Source organism: Cryobacterium sp. PH31-L1 (assembly GCF_030063145.1).
GTDB lineage: Bacteria > Actinomycetota > Actinomycetes > Actinomycetales > Microbacteriaceae > Cryobacterium.
In genome coordinates this window covers 24,458-47,937 of record NZ_JASISM010000010.1, presented here as the reverse complement: position 1 = coordinate 47,937, position 23,480 = coordinate 24,458, and the positions used below count along the sequence as shown (strand labels likewise).

Here is a 23,480-nt window from a genome sequence, read left to right as displayed (position 1 = left end):
CTGTACAACGAACAGCACGAAGAAAGCGGATGTACGTGATTGACCTCTCGATAGACAACAACGTCGCCCACGTGGTGCTGAACGCGCCCGACAAGCTCAACGCCCTCGACGAGGCCGCGATCGTCGAACTCGACGCGGCATACCAGGAGGCCGAGCGGGCCGGCGTGCGCGCGCTGGTGTTGAGCGGGGAGGGCCGGGCCTTCTGCGCCGGCCGTGATATTTCGGCCGTCGATCCGCGCACCGACGACGTGCTCGGGTATCTCGGCGACCTCGTCACCCCGCTGCTTGCGCGCATGAGCCGGTTTCCGGCTCCCACCTTCGCGGCGGCGCACGGCGCCTGCCTCGGAGTGGGCCTCGGCCTGCTCATCGCCACCGACGTGGTCTACATCGCCGACACCGCAAAGATCGGTTCGCCGTTCGCGAACCTCGGCGCCACCCTCGATTCCGGCGGACACGCCCTGTTCGTGGAACGTCTGGGCGCCCACCGAACCCTCGATCTGATCTACAGCGGCCGCCTCATGTCGGGGGCCGAGGCCGTCGCCGGCGGACTGTTCAGCCAGGTCTTTCCGGCCGCGGAACTGACCGAGGCGACCGTGCAGGCGGCGATGCGCGCGGCATCCGGTGCGACGCAGGCTTTTCTTGCGAGCAAAGCGCTCGTGGAGTCGCTGCGCGACGAACGCCTCGGCCTGTGGCAGAGCATGAGCGACGAGACCGCAGCCCAGGCCGCGCTGTGCGCCACCGGCGACTACCGCGAGGGCTTCGCCGCCTTCCAGGAGAAGCGTAAGCCCGCTTTCACCGGTCGCGCCTGACCAGGTAGCCGATGCGCGTCAGGCGATTGCGAGCATTCCGGCCGCGGTCAGCGCGAGGGCAAGGCCGAGCCACTGAACCGGCGCGATGCGTTCTTTGAGTACGACGGCGGCCAGCAGAATCGTGCCGGCCGGGTACATGGCCGTGAGTACGCTGACCACGCTCAGGTCGCCGAGGCGCAGCCCGAGCAGTAACAGAAAGTTTGCGGTGACGTCGATCACACCGCAGGCCACGGCCAGCTTGAGGCCGGTTCGAAGCGCCGTGCGGTCGACTCTGGCAGGGTTGGCAGCATCCGCTTCAACGTTTGAACGGCCTGCCGCGACCAAGACCGGCGTAGCAGCCCGCGCGCGACGTCGGCGCAGCGCGCGCAGGGCGATGAGTCCGACAACCGCGAACATGATGCCGCCGTTCACGGCCCGGTTCATGACCAGTGGGACCAAGCCGCTGTCGGCCGGGGTCTGGTCGATCAGAATTATGAACGCGCCGATCATGGTGCCGGAGCCGATCGCCATGACAATGCCCAGCAGACGTGGCCGCACGGCGCCGCGTTCGGGCACGAACCCGACCAACACGACGGCTACCAGGGCCAGGCCGAGCGCCCAGTAGCCGATCGGCAGAAATCGCTCCCCGCCGAGCAGGCCAGCGGTCATCGGTACGATCGCCGAGACCACTGCGGTCAACGGCGAGAGGATGCTCATGGGTCCGATCGCTAGACAGGCATACAGCAGCGTGATCGCCAGCGTCCCGGTGACCCCGGACAGAGCGCCCCAGAATACGGCTGATACCGACCACTCGCCCGCGACGAAGGGCAGAACAAGCAGCAGCACGACCAGCCCGGAGCTCGCCGCGACCGCCGTCACGAGCATGGCGCTGATGCGCTTCGCGGCGAGTCCGCCGAGAAAATCTGCCGACCCGAAGATCACGGCGCCGGTGAGTCCAAAGAACGCAGTCAACATAGGCCATCAGCCTAGCGCTGGCCGGCACTGCCTCGAAGGCGTCTGGCGAGCGGATGCCGGCTGGGCGCAGGCGATCGTTTCACCATGGATCTGACCGGCGATCAGCTGCGTTCGGGGGGTGCCTATTAGGGCGGCTCCGCCCGCGCCAGTATTTTTGCAGGGTCGGTTCGTTACGCTGGAGTGACCTGGAGGAGGAGCACATGCACACACGCTGGGCCCGCTTCGCGCATGGCTGGATTGTCGCCGCGTTCTCGACCTTTGTCGCCGCCCTGTCGCACACCCTCGGTGGTGGCTCGGTGCCAAGCCTGCTGGCCGTCGTCGTGTCGCTCACCTTCGCCGGCATGGTCTGTGTTGCCCTCGCCGGGCGCACCCTGTCCTTTTGGCGAGGGGCAGCATCCGTTTTGATCAGCCAGGTCATCTTTCATGGGCTGTTTTCGCTCGGTGCGGCGGGCGGCGCGCTCGGAGCCGAGGCCATCGCCGCGTCGGGTACCCACCAGCACTCGGCACTGCCCGGCCTGATTGGTCCGATCGTTCCCAGCACGAGCGTGCACCTAGGGCACACTGACACGGCCATGTGGCTTGCCCACGTCGGTGCCGCGATTGTGACAATTATGGCGCTGCGGTATGCGGAACGCGCATTCTGGGGTCTCGTCGATAACGTTCGCCTGGGCATCCGTCCCCTGTATGAGTCGGCAAAGCTGGCTGTCCCGGTGGCTGCTCCGCGGCGCATCGGGCACGATGCGCCGGTATTCACGCCGCGCGATCTGATTCTGGTGTTATCGCCGATGCGGCATCGTGGTCCGCCGCGTTGTGCGCTCGCCGCCTGACAACCATAACCAGACCATTTTCTCCGCCGCGCCGAATGAGTAGCAGAGGCTTTGCCCTGCACCGTTCGGCTGCCGCCGGGCACCTCACACTGAAGGACCATCATGAAGTTCACGACCCCAATTTTCGCTGCCACAGCCCTGACCGCCGGCGCACTTCTCGCGCTCGCCGCACCGCTCGCTGCAAGTGCCCACATCGCGGTCGACACACCGACGACCGCAGCAGGGGCGTACACCGTGCTGACCTTTGCGCTTCCGCACGGGTGCGACGCATCGTCGACGACGTCGATCAGCATCGGAATTCCCGACAGCATCGCGAGCGTCACTCCAACGGTCAACCCGGGCTGGGCGGTGTCGGAAACGGCCGTTGACGTCGCCACTCCGATCGACGATGGCGAGGGCAACACCATCACGACCCGCACCGGTGCGGTGCTCTACACCGCCGATACCCCGTTCCCCGATGGCCTGCGCACGACCTTCGCGCTGAGCCTGCAGCTGCCTGCCGATGCCGAGGGCGACACCCTGGAATTCCCCGTGCTGCAGACCTGCGTGGTGGGCGAGACCACGTGGAACGAACCCACGGTCGAGGGTGAGGACGAGCCGGCCCACCCCGCGCCCAGCATCACGGTCACCGCCGCCACCGGTGACGAGCACGGCGCTGAATCAGAGACTGTCGCCACCCACGATGAGGCAGCGGCCACGACGGCCACCACCGCATCCGATGACGTGCTGGCTCGAGTACTCGGGGCTGGTGGACTCGTTGTCGGCGCTGTCGGCATCGTTCTGGCTGTTACCGCCCGCCGCAAGACGAAGGCTTAGTCTCGTGCGGGGCACTACGACACCACGTGGCAGGGCAGGTTCAGCGAAGGGCGCAGTGGCAGGATACCCGGCTGGCGCGGCGAGTAGCCGGGCGCCTCGGCGGGCAGCTCGCCGTGCGGCCCGGGCCGTATTCGCGGCCGTCGTTGTCGCTGGGGCGCTCGGCTGGGGCGCGGCCCCGGCATCCGCTCATAATTACGTCGTCGGCTCGTCGCCGAAGGCCGACTCGGTGGTGACCGAGCAGCCCGGTGTGATCTCGGTTACCACCAATGACCTGCTGCTCGACCTTGGCGGAACCGGCTCCGGCAGCGCGATGCTCGTCACCGGGCCGACCAGTGCGCCGCTGTTCTACGGAGACGGTTGCGCGACCGTCTCCGGCGCGACGGTCGAAACGTCGGTACAGCTCGGCGCCGCCGGGCAGTACACGGTGATCTGGCAGACGGTCTCCACCGACGGCCATTCGATCTCCGATGAGTTCACCTTCGATTGGCAGCCGGCCGCGGGGCAGACTCTCGCCGATGGCCTTGCCGCGGCTCCTTCCTGCGGCACCGAAGCGAGTGCCGCGGTGACGGATGCCGCCACCCCGCCACCCGGAGACACCGCCGCTGACAGTTCGCTCTCCACTGTCGCCTGGATCGGAGGCACCCTGGTAGCCGTGCTCCTCGCCGTAGCGGTGACTCTGTTCCTCCTTCGCCGCAAGCCCCGCCCCTGAGTCGTCGTCCCCACCCGCTCTCGCGGAGGGGAGGGTGGGGCGCGGGGTAACGTGTCAGGGGGGCCGGGTAAAGTTGTCAGCGTGAGTTGGAACGCTGAGCTGCCCGGGAACCGCAACCGCGTTGAACCACCCCGGGACGCCGATGGCCCGCGTGAGTTTGACGGCCCGGATGACTTTGACGGCCCGAGCGATTTCGACGCGCCAGACGACTTCGACGCACCGCCGCCCGAGTTCGATCGCCAGTTCGGCGACCAGCAGGTTGGCGGACTGCCGCCTGCGTACTCGGGCGGCGCATCCGCTTCTCATCAGCCCGCCCGCACGGCCGCCCCGATTCGCGCAGCAACCCGCAAGTTTGCCACAGCGGCCGAGGCCCTGCACACCGTGTTCGGCTACGACTCGTTCCGCGGTGACCAGGCCGAGATCATCGCTCAGGTCGTCGACGGTAAAGACGCCGTCGTGCTCATGCCCACCGGCGGCGGCAAGAGCCTGTGCTACCAGATTCCAGCGCTGGTTCGGCCAGGCACCGGCATCGTCGTGTCGCCGCTGATCGCCCTCATGCAAGACCAGGTGGATGCGCTGACCGCGGTGGGCGTTCGCGCTGAGTTTCTCAACTCCAGCCAGGACTCGCAGACCCGCAGCCAGGTCGAGCGCGACTACCTGAACGGCGACCTCGACCTGCTCTACGTCGCCCCCGAGCGGCTCTCCAATGAGGCCACCAAGCGACTGCTCGAGCGCGGAACCATCGCCCTGTTCGCCATCGACGAAGCCCACTGTGTCTCGCAGTGGGGCCATGACTTTCGTCCGGACTACCTGGCCCTGGGCGAGCTGGCCGACCGCTGGCCCGACGTACCGCGCATAGCCCTCACCGCCACCGCAACGGATGCCACCCATCAGGAGATAACGGCCCGCCTGCAGATGGGCGACGCCAGGCATTTCGTGGCGAGCTTCGACCGCCCCAACATCCAGTACCGCATCGTCGGCAAGGCCGAGGTGCGCAAGCAACTGCTGTCGTTCCTGAAAACCGAGCACCCCGGCGACGCGGGTATCGTTTACGCGCTCAGCCGCAAGACCGTCGATGCGACCGCCGAGTTTTTGCGTCAGAACGGCGTCAACGCCCTGCCGTACCACGCCGGCCTCGACGCCGGACTGCGCGCCCGAACCCAGTCCCGGTTCCTGCGCGAAGAGGGCGTCGTCATCGTCGCGACCATTGCCTTCGGCATGGGAATCGACAAGCCCGACGTGCGTTTCGTCGCCCACATCGACCTGCCCAAATCGGTCGAGGGCTACTACCAGGAGACCGGTCGGGCCGGCCGCGACGGCGCTCCGGCCACCGCCTGGCTCGCCTACGGCCTGCAAGACGTGGTTCAGCAGCGCCGCATGATCGATGAGTCGCCGGGCGATCTCGGCCATCGGCGCAAGTTGTCAGCCCACCTCGACGCCATGCTCGCCCTGTGCGAGACGGTGCACTGTCGCCGAGTCAACCTGTTGCGCTACTTCGGCCAGACCAGCGAACCCTGCGGTAACTGCGATACCTGCCTCGAACCACCCGAAGCCTGGGACGGCACCATTCCCGCCCAAAAGCTGCTCTCCACCATTGTGCGGCTGCACCGCGAACGCAACCAGAAGTTCGGCGCCGGCCACCTTATCGACATCCTGCGCGGCAAGGAAACCCCCCGCGCCACCCAGTACCGGCACAACGAGCTGAGCACCTGGGGACTCGGTGCCGACCTCAGCGACCAGGCCTGGCGCGGCGTCGTGCGCCAGATGCTGGCCCAAGGCCTGCTCGCCACGTCCGGCGAGTACGGCACCCTCGTGCTGACGGATGCCGCGGCCCAGGTCCTCGGCGGCGGTCGCACGGTGCAGTTGCGCCGCGAACCGGACCGGCCGGCGCGCTCGAGTGCCGCCCGCCGGCCGAGCGCGGCCAAGGTCGCTGCCGCCGACCTCAGCACCGCGCAGGAAACCCTGTTCGAGGCGCTCCGCGTCTGGCGCTCGGCCGAGTCGAAGGAGCAGGGCGTTCCCGCCTACATTGTCTTCGGCGACGCCACCCTGATCGCCGTCGCCGCGGCCGGCCCCACCACCCTGGCCGCTCTCGACGGCATCACCGGCATCGGCGCCAAGAAGCTCGAGGCCTACGGCGACGCCCTGCTCGAGGTCGTCGCCACGTCCGCCCTATAAAGCTCCTCGACGGGCTCGCGGCACCCGTTGCCGTTCGTGGCACCCCTACCAATGGGTGCCGCGAGCGCTAATGGGTGCCGCGAGTGCCATTCGCTCGGTGACTTCCCCGGCCGAGGCCGGGTGTTCAATGGCTGAGTTCTTGTGGAGGAGCGCAGGTCTCCAGTGCCGTCAGTTGTAGTGATCCTACAAAACGGATGCCGCGCGCGGCATATATCGTTGTCGCCCCCGCACCGCCCATTTCGCGACTGCGCCCTCACGGCCCTAGCGTTGCGACCACCACTTCGCGCGAAAAGTTAGGACCACCCATGGTTGACACAGCCCAGCGCTCCAGCACCCGATCGACGACGATCGACCCCCGCCTCGATGTCAGCGTCGACACCGGCCCCGTTAAATCCATCGGCGACCCCGCAGCTCCCTCGGTCAATGTCGAACAGCTCGGACGCCAGCTTCTCGGCACCTGGGCCGACGTGCGCATCGCGGCCCGTGAAGTCACCGCGCGCCCCGATATGCAGCGCATCGAGGGACTCTCCATGGCGGACCACCGCCTGCGCGTACTCGAGCAGCTCAAGGTTCTCGCTGCCAATGGTCACGTGCTGCGCGCCTTTCCCAAGCACCTCGGAGGGCAGGACGACCATGGCGGAAACATCGCCGGCTTCGAAGAGCTCGTCATCGCTGACCCAAGCCTGCAGATCAAGGGCGGCGTGCAGTGGGGCCTGTTCGGGGCCGCAGTCCTGCACCTCGGCACCAAACCGCACCACGACAAGTACCTGCCCGGCATCATGGATCTCTCCGTGCCCGGCGCGTTCGCCATGACCGAGATCGGCCACGGTTCCGACGTCGCCAGCATCGCGACGACCGCAACCTTCGACGAGGCAACCAACGAATTCGTCATCAATACCCCGTTTCGCGCCGCCTGGAAGGATTACCTCGGCAACGCAGCGAAAGACGGCATCGCCGCAGTGCTGTTCGCGCAGCTCATCACCAAGGGCGTCAATCATGGCGTGCACGCCTTCTACCTGCCCATCCGTGACGAGAATGGTGACTTCCTCCCCGGCGTCGGCGGCGAAGACGACGGCCTCAAGGGCGGCCTCAACGGCATCGACAACGGCCGACTGCACTTCGACAACGTGCGCATCCCGCGGGGCAACCTGCTCAACCGCTACGGCGATGTCGCCGAAGACGGCACCTACTCGAGCCCGATCGGAAGCCCCGGTCGCCGCTTCTTCACCATGCTCGGCACGCTCGTGCAGGGTCGCGTGTCGCTCGACGGCGCCGCCACCGCGGCATCCGCTCTGGCGCTGACCATCGCGATCACCTACGGCAGCCAGCGCCGCCAGTTCACCGCCGGCAGCGACACCGACGAAGAGGTCATCCTCGACTACCAGCGGCACCAGCGCCGCCTGTTCCCGCGCCTCGCCACGACCTACGCGCAGACCTTCGCGCACGACGAGTTCCTGGTCAAGTTCGACGAGGTGTTCAGCGGCAAGGCCGACACCGACGACGACCGGCAAGACCTCGAAACCCTCGCCGCCGCGCTCAAGCCGCTCTCCACTTGGCACGCGCTCGACACCCTGCAGGAAGCCCGCGAAGCCTGCGGCGGTGCCGGCTTCCTCGCCGAGAACCGCCTCGTCGGTCTGCGCGCCGACCTCGACATCTTCGCCACCTTTGAGGGTGACAACAACGTGCTGCTACAGCTCGTCGCCAAGCGCTTGCTCACCGACTACAGCCGCAAGTTCGCTACAGCGGATGCTGGCGCCCTCGCCCGCTACGTCGTGCAGCACGCCGCCGGTCGCGCCTACCACGGCACGGGCCTCCGCACCCTGGGGCAATCGGTGTCCGACCGCGGGTCAACGGCCCGCTCGGTCGGCGCGCTGCGTGATGCCGACGTGCAGCGCGAACTGCTCACGGACCGGGTCGAGAGCATGATCGGCGAGGTGGCCGGCAAACTGCGCGGCGCCACAAAGCTGCCCAAAAAGCAGGCCGCCGACCTGTTCAACGCGCACCAGAATGAGCTCATCGAAGCGGCCCGCGCCCACGGCGAACTGCTGCAGTGGGAGTCTTTCACCCGCGCGCTCGGGTCAACTACAGACGAAGGCACCAAGCAGGTGCTCACTTGGCTGCGCGACCTGTTCGGCCTCGGCCTGGTGGAGAAGAACCTGGCCTGGTATCTCATCCACGGACGGCTCTCCGCCCAGCGGGCCCAGGCCGTCACGGCCTACATCGACCGACTGATCGCGCGCATCCGCCCATACGCCCTCGATCTGGTCGACGCATTCGGCTACTCGCAGGACCACCTGCGGGCCACGATCGCGAGCGGCATAGAACGTGAACGCCAGGTCGAAGCCCGAGATTACTACGCCAACCAGCGCGCCGACGGAACAGCGCCCACCCCCGAAAAGCCGGTCAGGAAGTAACCGGGCCCCCGTCGTACTCAGGTACGACGGGGGTGGCGCACAACCATCCCACCGGTTGATGCGCCACACAGGGGTTGAACCATACCGTTTGGTATGGGGGCTTCAATGCACGAAAACGGGGCCTCACCCACTAACGGAATGAGGCAGTCGTGATCCAGGCACAGTCCCTGACCAAGCACTACGGAAGCAAAACCGCGGTCGACTCGGTCGACTTCACGGTGCAGCCCGGCAAGGTCACCGGTTTTCTCGGGCCGAACGGCGCGGGCAAGTCCACCACTATGCGCATGATCGTGGGCCTTGATCGACCCAGCCTCGGCTCGGTCATCGTCAACGGCAAGCCGTACCACGAGCACAAGGCACCGCTGCGTGAGGTCGGCGTGCTGCTCGACGCTAAGGCCGTGCACACCGGTCGCAGCGCCTACAACCACCTGCGCGCCATGGCGGCCACCCACAACATCCCGACCAGCCGGGTGCGCGAGGTCATCAACCTCACCGGTCTCGAGTCCGTCGCCCGCAAGCGCGTCGGCGGATTCTCGCTCGGCATGGGCCAGCGCCTCGGCATCGCCGCGGCGCTGCTCGGCGACCCGGCCACGCTCATCCTCGACGAGCCTGTTAACGGCCTCGATCCCGAGGGCGTTCAATGGGTCCGCAAGCTCACCAAACAGCTCGCCGCCGAGGGGCGCACCGTGCTGCTCTCCTCCCACCTCATGAGTGAGATGGCCCTCACCGCCGACCACATCATCGTGCTCGGTCGTGGCCGGGTGATCGCGGATGCCTCGGTCGCCGACATCATCGCCTCGGCAGCGGGTGAATCTGTTCGCGTGCGCACTCCGCACACCGCGGCGCTGGCCACCCTGCTGGCACAGGAGAATGTGACCATCACGAACGTCGAACAGGATGTGCTCGAGATCACGGGACTGTCTGTGAACGAGATCGGCGACCGCGCCGCTGCCGCCCAGATCTCCCTGCACGAACTGTCGGCAGTGAGCGCGTCGCTTGAGGACGCGTACATGAAACTCACCCAGAACGAAGTGGAGTATCGCACCGGCGACTCTTCCTCTCACACCGAAACGGAGGCGGCTCGATGAGCACCGTAACCCCCACCCAGCCGTCCACTGGACGCGCAACTTTCGTGTCGGCTGGCTCAGGCCTCAGCTTCACCGGCCTGTTGAAATCGGAATCCATCAAATTGTGGAGCCTGCGCTCCACCTACTGGACCTTCTCCCTTGTCATCGTGGCCGCCCTCGGACTTGCCGTGGCCATGTCGTTCGCCATGTCCACGGCGACGGCCGGGTTCGACCCGAACACGGGTGCCCCCATGATGGGCAGCAGTGAACAGCTGTTCGTCCTCGTCTCCACGACCGGTCTGGGGCTGGGCCAGCTGATCGTCGCCGTACTCGGCGTGCTCTCGATCAGCGGTGAGTACTCGAGCGGCATGATCAAGTCGACCCTCACCGCCGTGCCGAACCGCCTGCCGGCACTGTGGGCCAAGGTCATCGTCCTGTTCGGGTACACCTTCCTCGTCGGCCTGTTCAGCGTGATCGGTTCCTTCCTCGTGGCCATCCCGATACTGGGTGCCAAGGACATCAGCGCGAGTCTGGTCGACGTCGCTGTCCTCCTGCCCCTGCTCGGCAACGTGCTGTTCCTTGCCCTCATCGCGGTGTTCGCGGTCGGGATCGGCACGATCGTGCGCAGCAGCGCCGGCGGCATCGCGACGGTGCTCGGCATCATCCTGCTGCTGCCTACTGTGGTGGCATTGTTCTCCATCATGGTCGGGTGGGTGGCCGACATCATGCCGTTCCTGTTCACCGCGGCCGGCTCCGAGATGATCACCCCCAACACCATGGAATCCTGGCAGGCGTTCCTGGTCGTGATGGCCTGGGTTGTCGTGAGTCTCGGTACGGCCGCGCTGCTGCTCAAGCGCCGCGACGCCTAACCCGTACCATCGAAGAATGAGTACCACCACGTCTCCCCCCGGGCGCGCCCTCGCGCCGGGGGGAGATGTGCGTCTGCCCACTCCGCCCGGCGTGGTGCGGCGGTTCTGGAGCCGGCATCCGCATTTCGCTGATGCGCTGATCGCCTTGATCTATGTCGTGCCCATGGTGCTCGTTCTGGTGCTCAACCTGTTCGACCACGACCCAGCACCGGTGGGCGATGTCCTCCTCAATGCTGCCATCATGCTCGTTCTGGCAGTCGGACTGTTCTTTCGCCGACGGATGCCTCGGCTCGTTCTGGCCCTGACCTGGATCGGCCTGCTCACCTTCGCCGACTATGGCGAGGTGCACCTCATCGCCCAGTTGCTCGCGCTCTACGCGGTCGCGGTTTATTCCCACGTACGCAGCGCGTGGGTCGGGTTCGGCGCAGCCGTTGGGCTGGCGAGTATGGCCGCGTGGCTCACGGAAGACCTCGACGAGATCGCCTGGATTCCGGTGGCCATCCAGATCGCTATCATGATGCTCGCCGCGACCCTGGTCGGCGTCAATATGGGCAACAGCAAACGCTACGTGACCGCGCTGCTCGACCTGGCCGCACAGCTGACCCGCGAACGCGATCAGCAGGCGCAACTCTCGCGCATCTCCGAGCGCACCCGCATCGCCGGTGAAATGCACGATGTGGTTGCCCACAGTCTCTCGGTCATGGTCGCGCTCGCCGACGGTGCCCATGCGATCGCGCCCAAGGACCTCGACCGTTCCCGCGCGGCCATGCTCGACGTCGCGGCCACCGGCCGCCGGTCGATGACGGAGATGCGCCGCCTGCTCGGGGTGCTCGATGTCGGGTCCGACCCTGCGCCCCGGGCCCCGCAGCCGGGGATCGACCAACTCGCCGACCTCGTTGAATCCTTTCGGTCGACGGGGTTGCCGGTCGTCCTGGAACGCAGCGGGCGCGAGCCGACCAACCCGAGCGTGCAGCTGACCATCTTCCGGCTCGTGCAGGAGTCGCTCACCAACGCGCTGCGCTACGCCGATACGCCGACGCGGGTCGTCGTGCGGCTGATCTCGGCGCCCGGAACTGCTGAGGTCACGGTCAGCGACAACGGTCGGCAGGGACCGGAACCGAGCGCGCATGCGTTCGGCCGCGGACTGATCGGTATGCAGGAACGCGTGGCCATCTACGGCGGAACCTTTGAAGCCGGAGCCGGGCTGCACGACGGCTGGCGCGTGCACGCCACGATGACCTTCGAGGACGAACCGATGTCAGTAGCAGCCGAGTACAAGGAGTGACCATACCCGATCCGATTCGCATCATGCTCGTCGATGACCAGGCGCTCCTGCGCGTCGGCTTTCGGATGGTGCTCGAGGCCGAGGACGACTTCAGCGTCGTCGCGGAAGCGGGCGACGGCGCGCAGGCGATCGCGCTCGCCGCGAGTACGCGCCCGCAGGTCATTTTGATGGACGTGCGCATGCCGGGGCTCGACGGCATCGAGGCGACCCGGCAGATCATGGCGGCTCAGCCCGCCACCCGCATCATCATCCTCACCACCTTCGACCTCGACGAGTACGCCTTCGGCGGGTTGCGCGCCGGCGCGAGCGGCTTCCTCCTCAAGAACGCCGAGCCGGGGGAACTGATCACCGCCATCCGCACGGTCGTCTCTGGGGAGGCATCCGTTTCACCACGCGTGACCCGGCGACTGCTCGACCTCTTCGGCACCCAGCTGCCGGAGGCCGACGCCGAAAACGGATGCGCCGCTCAGGCCCTCGCGGCCCTCACCGAGCGGGAGACCGAGGTCTTTCTCGCCATCGCCGAGGGGCTATCCAACCCCGAACTGGCCGAGCGGTTCTCTCTCTCCGAGTCGACCGTGAAGACCCACGTCGGCCGAATCCTGCACAAACTCGGCCTACGCGACCGGGTGCAGGCGGTCATTCTGGCCTACGAACAGGGCCTGGTCGGCCGCTGAAGCCGACAGATGCGTGGCATAGGCTCGATGCATGCGTACCTTTTACCCCGAGCTTGAACCCTACGAAACCGGAATGCTTGATGTCGGAGACAACCAGACCATCTATTGGGAAGCCTCTGGCAATCCAGACGGCAAGCCGGCGGTCTACCTGCACGGCGGGCCAGGCGGCGCGTCCGGACCTGACCAACGTCGCGTGTTCGACCCGGCGAAGTACCGCATCATCCTGTTCGATCAGCGTGGCTGCGGCCTGAGCACGCCGCACGCAAGCGAGCCCGACGTCGACCTCAGCGTCAACACCACCTGGACCCTCGTGGCCGACCTGGAGAGACTGCGTGAGCACCTCGGCATCGACCGCTGGCTGGTCTGCGGTGGATCCTGGGGCAGCACCCTCGCGCTCGCCTACGCCGAGACCCACCCCGAGACGGTCACCGAACTCGTCGTGCGCGGCATCTTCACCCTGCGGCCGGTCGAACTCGACTGGTTCTACGAGGGCGGCGCCGCAGCCATCTACCCCGACCTGTGGGAATCCTTTCTCGCGCCCGTTCCCGAAAACGAACGAGGTCACCTGATCGAGGCGTACGGCCGGATGCTGCACGACCCCGACCAGTTCGTGCGCGAACGTGCCGGCGTCGCCTGGGCCACCTGGGAATCGTCGACGATCACTCTGCTGCAGGAGCCCGACAAGATCGCGCACTTCTCGGACCCGGCGTTCGCGGTTGCGTTCGCCCGCATCGAAAACCACTTCTTCGCCAACAAGGGCTGGTTCACGCCGAACCAGCTCATCGACAACGCTTCGCGCCTCGCCGATATCCCCGGCGTCATCGTGCAGGGCCGCTACGACATGTGTACTCCAGCGTTCACCGCGTGGGACCTGCATAAGAACTGGCCGGAGGCCGATTTCCGACTCATACCCGACGCCGGTCACGCCTTTGACCAGCCCGGAATTCTCGACGCCATCATCGAGGCGACGGACCGTTTCGCGGCCTAGGGTGTTGAGAATTTGTCAGGCAATCGTCCTGGATCTGCGATACTGACCGCATGACCGACTCGATTTTCGCCTCCCTCGCCGTTGTGGTGGTGAACTTCGGGTCGTGCGCGCTGCTCGAAGAGAACCTGCAACCGCTGTCCCGCGCGGCACCGGGCTTGGCGGTCGTGGTCGTCGACAACTTCACCGACGCGGCCGAGCAGGCCAGAGTGGCGGCGCTCGCCGAGCGGGAGGGCTGGCAGCACGTGCTGTCCCCGACCAACCTCGGTTTCGGCGGCGGGATGAACCTCGGCGTCGCGCAGGCGCAGCAGAATGGGCGTGCCCACTTTCTGCTCTTGAATCCGGATGCCGCCATCGCCGCCGACCAGGTCGCCCGCCTGCTCGAGGCGGTCGCCGAGCATCCGCTCACCCTGGTCTCGCCCCGCATCCTGCGGCCGGACGGCACGGTGTGGTTCGACGGCAGCGACCTGTACCTTGACGACGGACGCGTGCGGGCGACCCGCAAACGAGGGGACCACCCCGGCGCCCGCACCACGCCGTGGCTGAGTGGAGCCTGCCTGCTGATCAGCGACGATCTCTGGCGCCGGGTCGGCGGGTTCAGCGACGACTACTTTCTGTACTGGGAAGACGTCGAACTCTCCCACCGGGTACTGCAGGCCGGGGGAGCGGTCGCGGTCTGCGCCGATGCCCAGGCGACCCACGCGCAGGGGGGCACCCAGGGCACCGGCCAGCACCGTGCCGGCCAGGCCAAGTCGTACTCCTACTATTACTACAACGTGCGCAACCGCTTGGTCTACGCGGCCCGCAACCTCGCTGGTGACGACCGCCGGCGCTGGCGTCGGCGCAGCGCGCAGGCCGCCTGGGAGGTCGTCTCCCGTGGGGGCCGGCGCCAACTGCTGACGTCGCTGCGGCCGCTTCTGGCGGCGACCCGCGGGCTGCGCGACGGCCTCGCGTACCGGCCGACCCCCGCAGCTACGACCGTGACGATCCCGGCCGGAACGACCAGAACAGGCTAGCGCTTGCGTCGCCGAGTGAACCGCTTCGCGTACTCCAGCAGGGTCACGAAGTCGGTGCGCCGCACGCCGTAGAACTGCAGCGGGTTGATCCCGAATTTGCGGTACATGAACGCAAGGTTCAGGTTGCTTGAGATCAGGTTGCCGGCCAGGGTCGCCAGCGCGGCCCCCATCGCGCCGAGCAGGGGTGCCAGCACGATCAGCATCCCGATGTTCACGAGACAGGCGATCAGCAATGATGTGCTGCGGAGGCCTGGGCGTCCGCGCGCGCTCAAGCCGGAACCGCCGATCGACCCTGGCGTGCCGAGCACCACGGCGGCGAGCAGCACGGCGGCCACTGGAAGCGCGGGCCGAAAATCTTCGCCGAACAGGAACGGCAGCCACCACAGCATGCTCACGCCGAGGAACAGGGCTGCGCCGGCGCACAACATGGTGGAGATGCGCGCCGAGGAGGCGAGGCGCGCGTCGACCGAATCGGCCGCATCCGTTACGAAGGTGACGTCGCGCACCGCCTGGTTGATGATCAGCGGCAGTTCGCTCACACTGACAGCGACCACGTAGAGGCCGAGCTGGTAGGTGCCGGCAAACGGCGTCATGAGCACCTGGTCGAGCCGGGAGAGCAGAATGCCCGAGAGCGATCCGACCCAGATGCGCAGGCCATAGCTGAGCAGGCCGGCCGTGCGCGCTTCCCGCGGCACGTCGAACGCGCGCGGATCGAGGCTGCGCATGCGGCCGATGTAGACGAACAGGCCGGTCACCGGCATGGCTGCAACGGCGATCGTCGCCACCAGTGGGGTGAGGGTGCCGGTGATCCAGAACGGAATCAGCACGGCGAGCCGCAGCGACGACGTGATGATGCGTTCCAGCGCCACCAGCCGCCAACTTTGGGTAGCGGATGCCACCCCCCGGAACACGCCGACCAGCAGGTTGGGCACAATGGCCAGGCAGGCCACCAGAATGAGCTGCTGCACCGTGGGGTCGCCGCCGCTCAGCCAGGTCGCCGACAGAGCGACCCCGCCCATGGCGAGCAGCCCCGCGACGACGAGAATGAGCATGCCCCGGTTGGACGCGTTGCGGGCCAGGGTGGGGTTGCGGGCGATCGCCCAGGTGACGGCCTCGGGCACACCGAACGTCGCCACGGTGACCACGAGGGCAAGGGGTGCGGTTGCGGCGGCCACGGCACCACGACCGTCGACTCCGAGGGCCTGGGCCAAAATAGGTCCGGAGAACAGCGCGACGAGCGGGGGGAAAGCGTTTCCGATCAACGCAATCGTCATGTTGCGCGAGACCGAATTCGGGGCTGCGCTGCGCGCGGTCGAGCCGGCTGGCGGCGGAACGAGTCGCCGGTCCGCGGTCGAGCCGGCTGGCGGCGGGACGAGTCGCCGGTCCGCTGTCGTGCCGCGGGTTCGCCTAGGCGCCATCAATGGTCACCGCCCGGAGCCCCGAGGCGGCGGGCAACGGGCCCGACTCAAGAGGATCATCGCGCAGCATCCGCTCGCGTTCGCGCGCCCCCACGCACGCCGCGAACTGTGCGTCGTTGCCCCCCTCGGTCACATTTTGACGGTAGAGCGTGCCACGCTGCGAACCCGGAATAGCGGGGTACTCGGCCTGCCGCGCACCGACCTGGCGGGCGCGAATGCCGTGCCGCACGGCGACTGAATAGACCCAGAGGTCGTCGGCTCGTGGGGCGACCCGGAGAAAATCATCACCCTCGGCGCGCAGGGCCGCGAGCAGGCCGAGCGGGTAGTAGATGCCGGAGACGCCGGTGCAGAGTGTTCGAAAACTGGCGGCGGTGCCGCGGGCGGCGACCCACCGCGAATAGGGCGCCACGTCGTCGCCGTCGAAGGTGATCGTGTGGGCTCGCTGCCCGGTGATGTCCAACGGATGTCGGGCGGCCGCCTCGAGCAGTTCTGCCAGCCACCGGCGCGGGTACAGCACGTCGTCGTCCGCGGCTACCAGGGGGAGGGTCGGCCCGGTCAGGGCATACGGATACTGCTTCTTGTGCGGTCCAAAATCAGGGCAGGAATGAATTTCCAGGCCCCGCCGCGCCAGGCGGCGAAGCGTGGCCGGCGGGTGAGCCACGGTGGCCGTGTCATCAAGCCAGAGGATGAGTCGCGCGGGCCGGTTCCGCCCGGCTGCGATGGTTTCGAGGGCGTAGAACACCAGATCGATCCGGTGACCGAATGAGGTCAGGTTGACGACGACCGCGCCAGACCCCGTCACCGACCGGCGACTCAGCCGGTTGGTCAGGCGCAGGCGGGTGAGGCGCAGCCTGATGGCGGCGCGCTGCGCCAGGGCCGCCGGGTCCCGGCGCAGGTCGGCGACGAGCCGAGCAAATCTCTTGATGACCACAGCCAGCTTCCGGTTGCACAATGAATATCTCTCACGAAATCGCCACTATACAGGGCGGGCCACCCGCCCCCGCGCCCCCCTCTCGGGGGGTGATAATCCCTCAGTTTGACTGGCGTCACCCTTGTTGCTTCGCCGCGGAGCCGTCTATTGTTGTGCACGATGCGGCTGCGCAACAGGGGACGGTGCCCGAATCGCCCCTGTGCGGCCCGGGTGGTGGTGGCTATTGTCCTTTCAGGTGCGTTCCAATAACACCGCAGCGCGTCCCGCTTCGGTGCCGCCCCCGCGCACCCGCGCGGGCCGGTTCGCGTACCAGGCCCCGCCCGTCGTCAATAAACTCATCGCCGTCGTTGTTCTGGTCCTCGTCGCCCTGCGCCTCGATATCGACCAGGGCGTCACCGTGGGGGCGGTGGCCTGTGTGGCTCTGTTCCCCGTGTGGTTCCCGGTGCTGCGCAAGTACTCGGGGGCTCGATTGTTCCTGCTCGGTGGAGTGATCGCGATCGGCTCCGGCATCTGGCTCACCGCCCTGTCGGCGCCCACGCACGATGCCAGTCTGGGCCAGGCCTTCGGTGCGATCGCCGGTCTGATCGGGTTGCTGGCCGGCGTCGGATTCGTGCTCTGGGCGCGCACCGTTCTGCCCGACGCCCAGATCGCCATCTGGTACGGCGCCGGTATCCTGCTCGGGGTCTCGCCGTCGAGCGAGCTCTACGCGGCGAACCCGTGGCGCTTCGGGTACTCGGTGGCCCTGACCATTCTGCTGCTCGGAATCACGCTGCAGTTGCGCCGCCGCTGGTTGGAGCTGGCCGTCGCCCTGTTGCTCACCGTCGTCGCCACCCTGACGGACGCCCGCTCCACGTTCGCGTTCATGCTGCTGACGGTGCTGTTGGTCGCCTGGCAGATGCGCCCCGCCCGGCCAACGCGCGGCAAGTCGGCGCTGCGCGCTTTGCTCGGACTCGGCGTGCTCGGCCTGGTCGTCTTCAATGTGATCCAGGCCCTCATCCTCGACGGTGCGCTCGGTGAAGCCACCCAGCAGCGCACCGTCGCCCAGCTCGAGGAGACCGGTTCGCTCATTCTCGGCGGCCGCCCCGAACTTACCGCCACGATCGCGCTCATGCAGCATCAGCCGTGGGGGTTCGGCGTGGGGACAGCGCCCAATCCGCAGGACATTCTGGCGGCCAAGACCGGCATGGCCGCGATCAACTACGACCCGAACAACGGCTACGTCGATAACTACATGTTCGGCGGCCACATCGAACTGCACTCGATCATTGGGGACGTCTGGGCGTCCTTCGGCATCCCGGGGCTGCTGTTCGCCCTCATCATTCTCGTGCTCATCGTGCGCAGCATCGGAGTGCACGTGGCATCCGATACGGCCAGCGCCGTGCTGCTGTTTCTCGGAATCAAGGCCGTCTGGTTCATGTTCTTCGGCCCGTTCTTCAGCTCGTCGGTGCTGCTCGTGCTTGTTCTCGGGCTGCTCATTACCCGCAAAATGCCTGCCGAAACGGATGCTGCGCTGCTTTGCACCCCGTCCCTGCCAGCGGTTCGGCGCAGCAGATGACCGCCACGAAACCGGCTGCCGAACGCATCGGCTGGGTTGACACCGGCCGAGGCATCGCCATTTTGCTCGTCGCCCTGTTCCACTCCGCGAATTGGCTGCTCGGCGCCGGTTTCAACATTCCGTACTGGCGCGAGATCAACGATGCGCTGTCTTCGATGCGTATGCCGTTGTTCTTTGTCCTGTCGGGCCTGTTCGCTCCGAAGTGGCTGCTCAAGCCGTGGCGCGACCTGTGGACGGTCAAGGTGCGTCTCTACCTCTGGGTCTTCCTGCTCTGGGAGGTGGTCGGCTCGATTGTGTTCCTGCTCGGCCAGACGATGAAGGGCGAAGGCTTTGGCCTGCGCCAGGCCGTTCTGGGGCTGATCGTCTCCCCGGTGCTGCCCCGGTTCGAACTCTGGTTCATCTGGGCCCTGTCGATCTTCTTCGTCGTGGCCAAGCTCAGCCGGAGAGTGGACCCCCGGCTGCAGCTCGTCATCGCCGGTGCCGTGTCGCTGGTCGCGCTGAGCGGATTCGAGACCGCCAACGTGGGCTGGTCCGGGTCGCTCAAGTATTACTTCTTCTTTCTGGCCGGTATCTACCTGCGCGGCTGGATCATTCGCATCGGCACGGTCGACAGCTGGCTCCTGATCGCCGTGGCTCTGGTGCTCTGGGTGGCCGTCACCGCCACGGTGGCGCTGCTCGGCCTGCGCGATGTCTTCGGACTGTACTTTCTGAACTGCCTGGTTGGTGTCGTCGGGGGCATTGCGTTCAGCCGAACCCTGCGCGGCGCGCGGTGGTTTGGTGCGATCGGGCGCATCACCCTGCCCATTTACCTGGCGCACACGCCCATCGTTATCCTGATTTCTTTCGTGCTGTCCTTGCCGCTCTTCTTTTCCGCCGTCGCTGTCGTCGCGCCGATCCTGCCGCCCATCCTCGCCGTCACGGCGGTCGTGCTCGCTCTCGCCCTGAATCGGTTCGCCTCGCGCAGCGCTCTGCGCTACGCCTACGAGCCGCCTCCGTTCGTCACCGAATTCGACCAACGTCTCTTTCGCTCGATCCGACCCGCCCGATCAACCGAGGAACCGACATGACCCGGGTGCCCGTGCCGCCGCCTGTGGCGGGCCGGGAGGCCTGGATCGACGTCGCGAAAGGGATCGCGATCACGCTGGTCGTGCTCTACCACGCGATCATGTATCTCGACGAGGTGGGGCTGGCCGGTGCCCTCGCCCCACTCAACCCGCTGTTCGACACTTTTCGCATGCCGCTGTTTTTTTTCATGTCCGGAATTCTGGCCGCGTCGGCCGTACGCTTGCCGTACTGGCAGTTATTTCGCAAACGGATGTCGCTGCTTCTGTATCTCTACCTGGCCTGGGTCACCCTGCAGACGCTGTTCCTGCTCGCCCTGCCGCCGATCAGCCCGTCGGGAGCGCCGAACGCCACCTGGGCCAGCCTGGCCACCCTGTTCCTCCGGCCCAGCTCGAACCTGTGGTTCATCTACGCCCTGCCGTTGTTTTTCACACTGGCCTGGCTGATGCGACGCTGGTCACCGCTGCTGCAGGTCGCCCTCACCACGGTCATCGCGGTATTGTTCGGTGCGCAGCTGCTGCACACCGGCTCACCGTGGGACAAAATGGGCAAGTACCTGGTGTTCTTCATCGCCGCGATTTATCTGGGTCCGCTGGTTCGACGCCTCGTTCCCCGGGTGCGGTGGTGGCACGTTGTACTGCTCTGCCTCGGCTACGCCGCACTGGTCGTGACCACCACGAAATTGACCCTCACCAGGGTTCCCTTCGTGCTGCTGGTCGTGAGCACGCTCGCCGTCGTCGTCGGCATCTGCGTCGCGGTGCTGCTCGCCAAAATGCCCGCCTTCGATTTCGTTCGGTCCCTCGGCTCCCGCACCCTGCCGATCTACCTGGTGCACACTTTTCCAATGACGGCGCTCGCGGCCATCCTGGTCGCCCTCGACGTACACGCTCCAGTCGTAGTCGCGACGCTGTTGCCACCGCTGCTCTGCACCGGTGCGATCGTGCTTGCCCTAGCCCTGCACCGGCGGTTTCAAGCGGTTCCGGGTGTCTTCACGGTTCCCGTCGCATCCTGGGTCATCGCTACGAAGCGAACCGTGATCCCGAGGGACCGCAAAGTTAATTTGACGTAATTTCATTTTTGGGTAACACTCTAATAACTATCGGTGACTCCCTGCGGTTGCCTCATCCGCATACCCGAACGTGCATCACCCGAAACGAATTCATGACCGACCATATCTCACGTTCACACCATCGACCGCTCACCCTCACCCCGCTGCATTCGCGCGATGCGCACCAGCACCACCCCACCGCCCATCGTTTTGATTCACCTCGTCCCGCCCTCATCCGCTCCGATCTGCCGTATGCCGTTCGTCTGGAACGCACGCGGACGCGGCGCAGCTCGAGCAGGCGAACACCGACTCTCGTGGCCGCAGCGACCCTGGCCATTCTCCTTCCCCTGGCCGGCCTGGCCGCTCCCGCCCAGGCTGCAACCGGTGGCATGGTTCGGATCGCGACGGCGAGTGCCGGCAGCACCGGAGTTCCGTCCGGAACCACCCTCAAGGTGCACTACGGCGATATCAATATCACCACGGCCGGCACGGTCATCAGCGGTCTCGACATTCGCGGCCTGGTCAAGATCAATGCGATCAACGTCACAATCAAGAACTCGATTATTCGTGGTCGCAGCCTCAGTGCCCCTGCCGCCCTGATCAACAACCTGGGAGGGCGCTCTGGTTTGAAGATCATCGATTCGGAACTGTACCCGTCGAAACCGTCGCCCGACGTGAACGGAATCTACGGCTACAACTTCACCGCGACCCGTCTCGACATCCACGGCGTCATCGACGCTGTTCACATCACCGGCAGCAACGTCACGATCGCCGACTCCTGGCTGCACGGCAACCTGCACTACGCCAGTGACCCGAATCAGGGCGGCAAGCCGAGCCACGATGACTCCATCCAGATTCAAAAGGGCAGCAACGTCAAGGTGTACGGAAGTACCCTGAGCGGCGCCCACAACGCCGGTGTGCAGATCACCCAGGACACCGGCGATGTCTCCAACTTCTCCTTCACGAACAACTTCGCCGACGGCGGAGCCTGCACCATCAACGTGGCGCAGAAATCATATGGCCCCATCTACGGCGCCGTCGTGACGGACAACAAGTTCGGCCGCAACACCAAGGTGTACAACTGCGCCATTATCTCGCCCAGTACCACCAAGATCAGCACGGCGCGCAACTACTACACGCCCGACAGCACGACAGTCTCGGTGCACGCCGGCTAACTGCCCGACAGAGCTCTCACGCCGGGGCGGGGTGCACTGCGCCTACCTCAAGGAATTCACAACCTCTCGTTTGACCCACCCGCATCGATACGGAATGCTGTACCAACGACCGGCGGCTCCCTTCAGCCGCCCCGCCCAACACGACCCGACGCGTGTGCAGGACACGAAAACACATTTATGAAACTCAACCCGAAACTGATCCACGGCTTACCCGCCCCCAAGAAAGCACGTTCTCCATTTCGCCGCGCGCGCACGGCGGCAGTCGCCGCTGTGGCGCTCGGATTGACCGGTGCCTTTGTGGGAATCGCTCCCGCCCAGGCCGTCGACGAGGTGCAACCGAGCTACACGATCACCCCACGCGGTGCCGAGCCCGCAACTCCACCCGCCGACACGACGCCGGCGACAGGACTGACCCCGGCGCAGCTCCGTTGGCTGCTGGCTCAGCTCTTTCCGCCCGTGACCCCCGCTCCGGAGCCGATCGTGGCCCCTGCGCCCGGACCGGCGCCCGTGCCGGCTCCGGCCCCGGTGCCGGCTCCCGCTCCCGCCCCGGTTCCCGTTCCAGTACCGATACCCGTCCCGGTTCCGGTGCCGGCGCCGGTGCCCGCGCCCATTCCGGTGCCCACGCCCCCCTCGCAGGGAGGCGCGCCCAACGCCAGCAACACTGGCGTGCCGTCGGGCACCCGGCTCACGGTGCACAACGGAGACCTGACGATCACCCAGGCCGGAACCGTCATCGACGGTCTGGATATTCGTGGCATGGTCAAAATCGAAGCTCCCAACGTCACGATCAGAAATTCGATCGTGCGCGGGCGAGACCTGAGCGGACCGATGGCCCTCATCGGCAACCTCGGCGGCTATGAAAATCTGCGCATCATCGACACCGAGCTGTTCCCCACCACGCCGTCACCCGACGTTCAGGGAATCTACGGCTACAACTTTGAGGCCACCCGGCTCAACATTCATGGTGTCATCGACGGCATCCACCTGACCGGCGGAAACGTCGTGATCTCGGACTCCTGGGTACATGACAACCTGCACTACGACCGCGACCCCAATCAGGGCGGCACGCCGAGCCACGATGATTCCATTCAGATTCAGGAAGGATCAAATATTCGCATCGACGGCAACCGGCTGACCGATGCCTGGAATGCCTCGGTGCAGGTCACCCAGGACCGCGGCGATGTGTCCAATCTCACCATCACGAACAACATGGCCGATGGCGGCGGATGCTCGATCAACCTCGCAGAGAAAGCCCACGGCCCGCTGCACGGCGTGGTCATCACCGACAACACCTTCGGCCGCAATACTCGGGTTGACGATTGCGCGGTGATCGCCCAGTCGTCCACCAAGGTGCAAATGTCGCATAACTATTACACGCCCGACGACACTCTGGTCGTCGTTCACCCCGGGTGACCGGCGCAACGCGTAATCCACACGCGTAGCAACAATGGAAGGGCGGGTTCCTCGTGCGCTGCACGAGGAACCCCCCCCTAGGGTTTTCCCCCCATCCCCCGGGGTCTAGGGGGTTGCATAGATAGCCGGGGGGGGGCCGCGGGGTGGGGTGGCGGCGGTGGGCCCGGCCCGCGGGGGGGGCGCGGTGTGCTGCGCCGGCGGGGGGGTCCGGGGCGGGGCGGGCGGCGGGGCGCCGGCGGCGGGGGGGGGGCGGGGGGGGGGGGGGGGCGCGGCGGCGG

20 protein-coding genes are annotated in these 23,480 nt (G+C 66.6%); 17 read left to right on the top strand and 3 right to left on the bottom strand.

Annotated elements, in window-relative coordinates:
- Window positions 1-35: 35 nt before the first annotated feature.
- A complete protein-coding gene (locus tag QMF22_RS16005) occupies window positions 36-809 on the top strand; it encodes an enoyl-CoA hydratase/isomerase family protein (protein ID WP_283455480.1) in 774 nt (257 codons plus the stop codon).
- 18 nt (window positions 810-827) lie between these two features.
- Here the strand turns inward: QMF22_RS16005 and QMF22_RS16000 are convergent, their stop codons facing one another.
- A complete protein-coding gene (locus QMF22_RS16000) occupies window positions 828-1,763 on the bottom strand; it encodes an EamA family transporter (RefSeq protein ID WP_283455457.1) in 936 nt (311 codons plus the stop codon).
- 200 nt (window positions 1,764-1,963) lie between these two features.
- On the opposite strand from QMF22_RS16000, the gene QMF22_RS15995 reads away from it, so the two are divergent.
- The 11 genes from QMF22_RS15995 (at window position 1,964) to QMF22_RS15945 (ending at window position 14,600) form a co-directional block, all read left to right on the top strand.
- Entirely contained in the window at window positions 1,964-2,590 is a 627-nt protein-coding gene (locus QMF22_RS15995; RefSeq protein WP_283455455.1) for a hypothetical protein, read from the top strand.
- A gap of 102 nt (window positions 2,591-2,692) precedes the next feature.
- Complete coding sequence (locus QMF22_RS15990) at window positions 2,693-3,406, top strand: YcnI family copper-binding membrane protein (protein ID WP_283455453.1); 714 nt, start codon at window positions 2,693-2,695, stop codon at window positions 3,404-3,406.
- A gap of 55 nt (window positions 3,407-3,461) precedes the next feature.
- Window positions 3,462-4,115 (top strand): copper resistance CopC family protein, encoded by a 654-nt coding sequence (locus tag QMF22_RS15985; protein ID WP_283455450.1) that lies wholly within the window; start codon window positions 3,462-3,464, stop codon window positions 4,113-4,115.
- Window positions 4,116-4,196: 81 nt separating this feature from the next.
- Window positions 4,197-6,290: a DNA helicase RecQ gene (gene recQ / locus QMF22_RS15980; protein WP_502846973.1), complete on the top strand. Its 2,094-nt coding sequence runs from the start codon at window positions 4,197-4,199 to the stop codon at window positions 6,288-6,290.
- Window positions 6,291-6,595: 305 nt separating this feature from the next.
- Entirely contained in the window at window positions 6,596-8,704 is a 2,109-nt protein-coding gene (locus QMF22_RS15975) for an acyl-CoA dehydrogenase family protein (RefSeq protein WP_283455448.1), read from the top strand.
- Window positions 8,705-8,853: 149 nt separating this feature from the next.
- Window positions 8,854-9,792: an ABC transporter ATP-binding protein gene (locus QMF22_RS15970; RefSeq protein WP_283455446.1), complete on the top strand. Its 939-nt coding sequence runs from the start codon at window positions 8,854-8,856 to the stop codon at window positions 9,790-9,792.
- Complete coding sequence (locus QMF22_RS15965) at window positions 9,789-10,640, top strand: ABC transporter permease (RefSeq protein ID WP_283455444.1); 852 nt, start codon at window positions 9,789-9,791, stop codon at window positions 10,638-10,640. The genes QMF22_RS15970 and QMF22_RS15965 overlap by 4 nt, the downstream gene beginning before the upstream one ends.
- 16 nt (window positions 10,641-10,656) lie before the next feature.
- Window positions 10,657-11,925 carry a sensor histidine kinase gene (locus tag QMF22_RS15960; RefSeq protein ID WP_283455442.1) on the top strand — a complete coding sequence of 423 codons (1,269 nt, stop codon included), beginning with the start codon at window positions 10,657-10,659 and terminating at the stop codon, window positions 11,923-11,925.
- 23 nt (window positions 11,926-11,948) lie between these two features.
- Complete coding sequence (locus tag QMF22_RS15955) at window positions 11,949-12,599, top strand: response regulator (RefSeq protein WP_283455476.1); 651 nt, start codon at window positions 11,949-11,951, stop codon at window positions 12,597-12,599.
- A 31-nt stretch (window positions 12,600-12,630) separates the two neighbouring features.
- The gene (pip, locus tag QMF22_RS15950; protein WP_283455440.1) at window positions 12,631-13,587 is read left to right on the top strand and encodes a prolyl aminopeptidase; all 957 of its coding nucleotides are present in this window, start codon (window positions 12,631-12,633) and stop codon (window positions 13,585-13,587) included.
- A 50-nt stretch (window positions 13,588-13,637) separates the two neighbouring features.
- Window positions 13,638-14,600 carry a glycosyltransferase family 2 protein gene (locus tag QMF22_RS15945; RefSeq protein ID WP_283455438.1) on the top strand — a complete coding sequence of 321 codons (963 nt, stop codon included), beginning with the start codon at window positions 13,638-13,640 and terminating at the stop codon, window positions 14,598-14,600.
- Here QMF22_RS15945 and QMF22_RS15940 read toward each other — a convergent pair.
- Window positions 14,597-15,874, bottom strand: coding sequence for an oligosaccharide flippase family protein (locus tag QMF22_RS15940; protein WP_283455436.1), 1,278 nt, complete (start codon window positions 15,872-15,874; stop codon window positions 14,597-14,599). The genes QMF22_RS15945 and QMF22_RS15940 overlap by 4 nt on opposite strands.
- Before the next feature lie 133 nt (window positions 15,875-16,007).
- A complete protein-coding gene (locus tag QMF22_RS15935) occupies window positions 16,008-16,949 on the bottom strand; it encodes a hypothetical protein (RefSeq protein WP_283455434.1) in 942 nt (313 codons plus the stop codon).
- Between the two features lie 223 nt (window positions 16,950-17,172).
- On the opposite strand from QMF22_RS15935, the gene QMF22_RS15930 reads away from it, so the two are divergent.
- The 5 genes from QMF22_RS15930 to QMF22_RS15910 all read left to right on the top strand — a co-directional run bounded on the left by QMF22_RS15930 (window position 17,173) and on the right by QMF22_RS15910 (window position 23,202).
- Entirely contained in the window at window positions 17,173-18,504 is a 1,332-nt protein-coding gene (locus tag QMF22_RS15930) for an O-antigen ligase family protein (RefSeq protein WP_283455432.1), read from the top strand.
- Window positions 18,501-19,571 (top strand): acyltransferase family protein, encoded by a 1,071-nt coding sequence (locus tag QMF22_RS15925; RefSeq protein ID WP_283455430.1) that lies wholly within the window; start codon window positions 18,501-18,503, stop codon window positions 19,569-19,571. The genes QMF22_RS15930 and QMF22_RS15925 overlap by 4 nt, the downstream gene beginning before the upstream one ends.
- Window positions 19,568-20,635: an acyltransferase family protein gene (locus QMF22_RS15920; RefSeq protein ID WP_283455428.1), complete on the top strand. Its 1,068-nt coding sequence runs from the start codon at window positions 19,568-19,570 to the stop codon at window positions 20,633-20,635. The genes QMF22_RS15925 and QMF22_RS15920 overlap by 4 nt, the downstream gene beginning before the upstream one ends.
- A gap of 92 nt (window positions 20,636-20,727) precedes the next feature.
- Window positions 20,728-21,789, top strand: a complete 1,062-nt coding sequence (locus QMF22_RS15915; RefSeq protein WP_283455426.1) for a hypothetical protein — start codon at window positions 20,728-20,730, stop codon at window positions 21,787-21,789.
- Between the two features lie 177 nt (window positions 21,790-21,966).
- On the top strand, window positions 21,967-23,202 hold the full coding sequence (locus tag QMF22_RS15910; protein WP_283455424.1) for a right-handed parallel beta-helix repeat-containing protein: 1,236 nt from the start codon (window positions 21,967-21,969) through the stop codon (window positions 23,200-23,202).
- The last annotated feature ends 278 nt before the right edge of the window (window positions 23,203-23,480 follow it).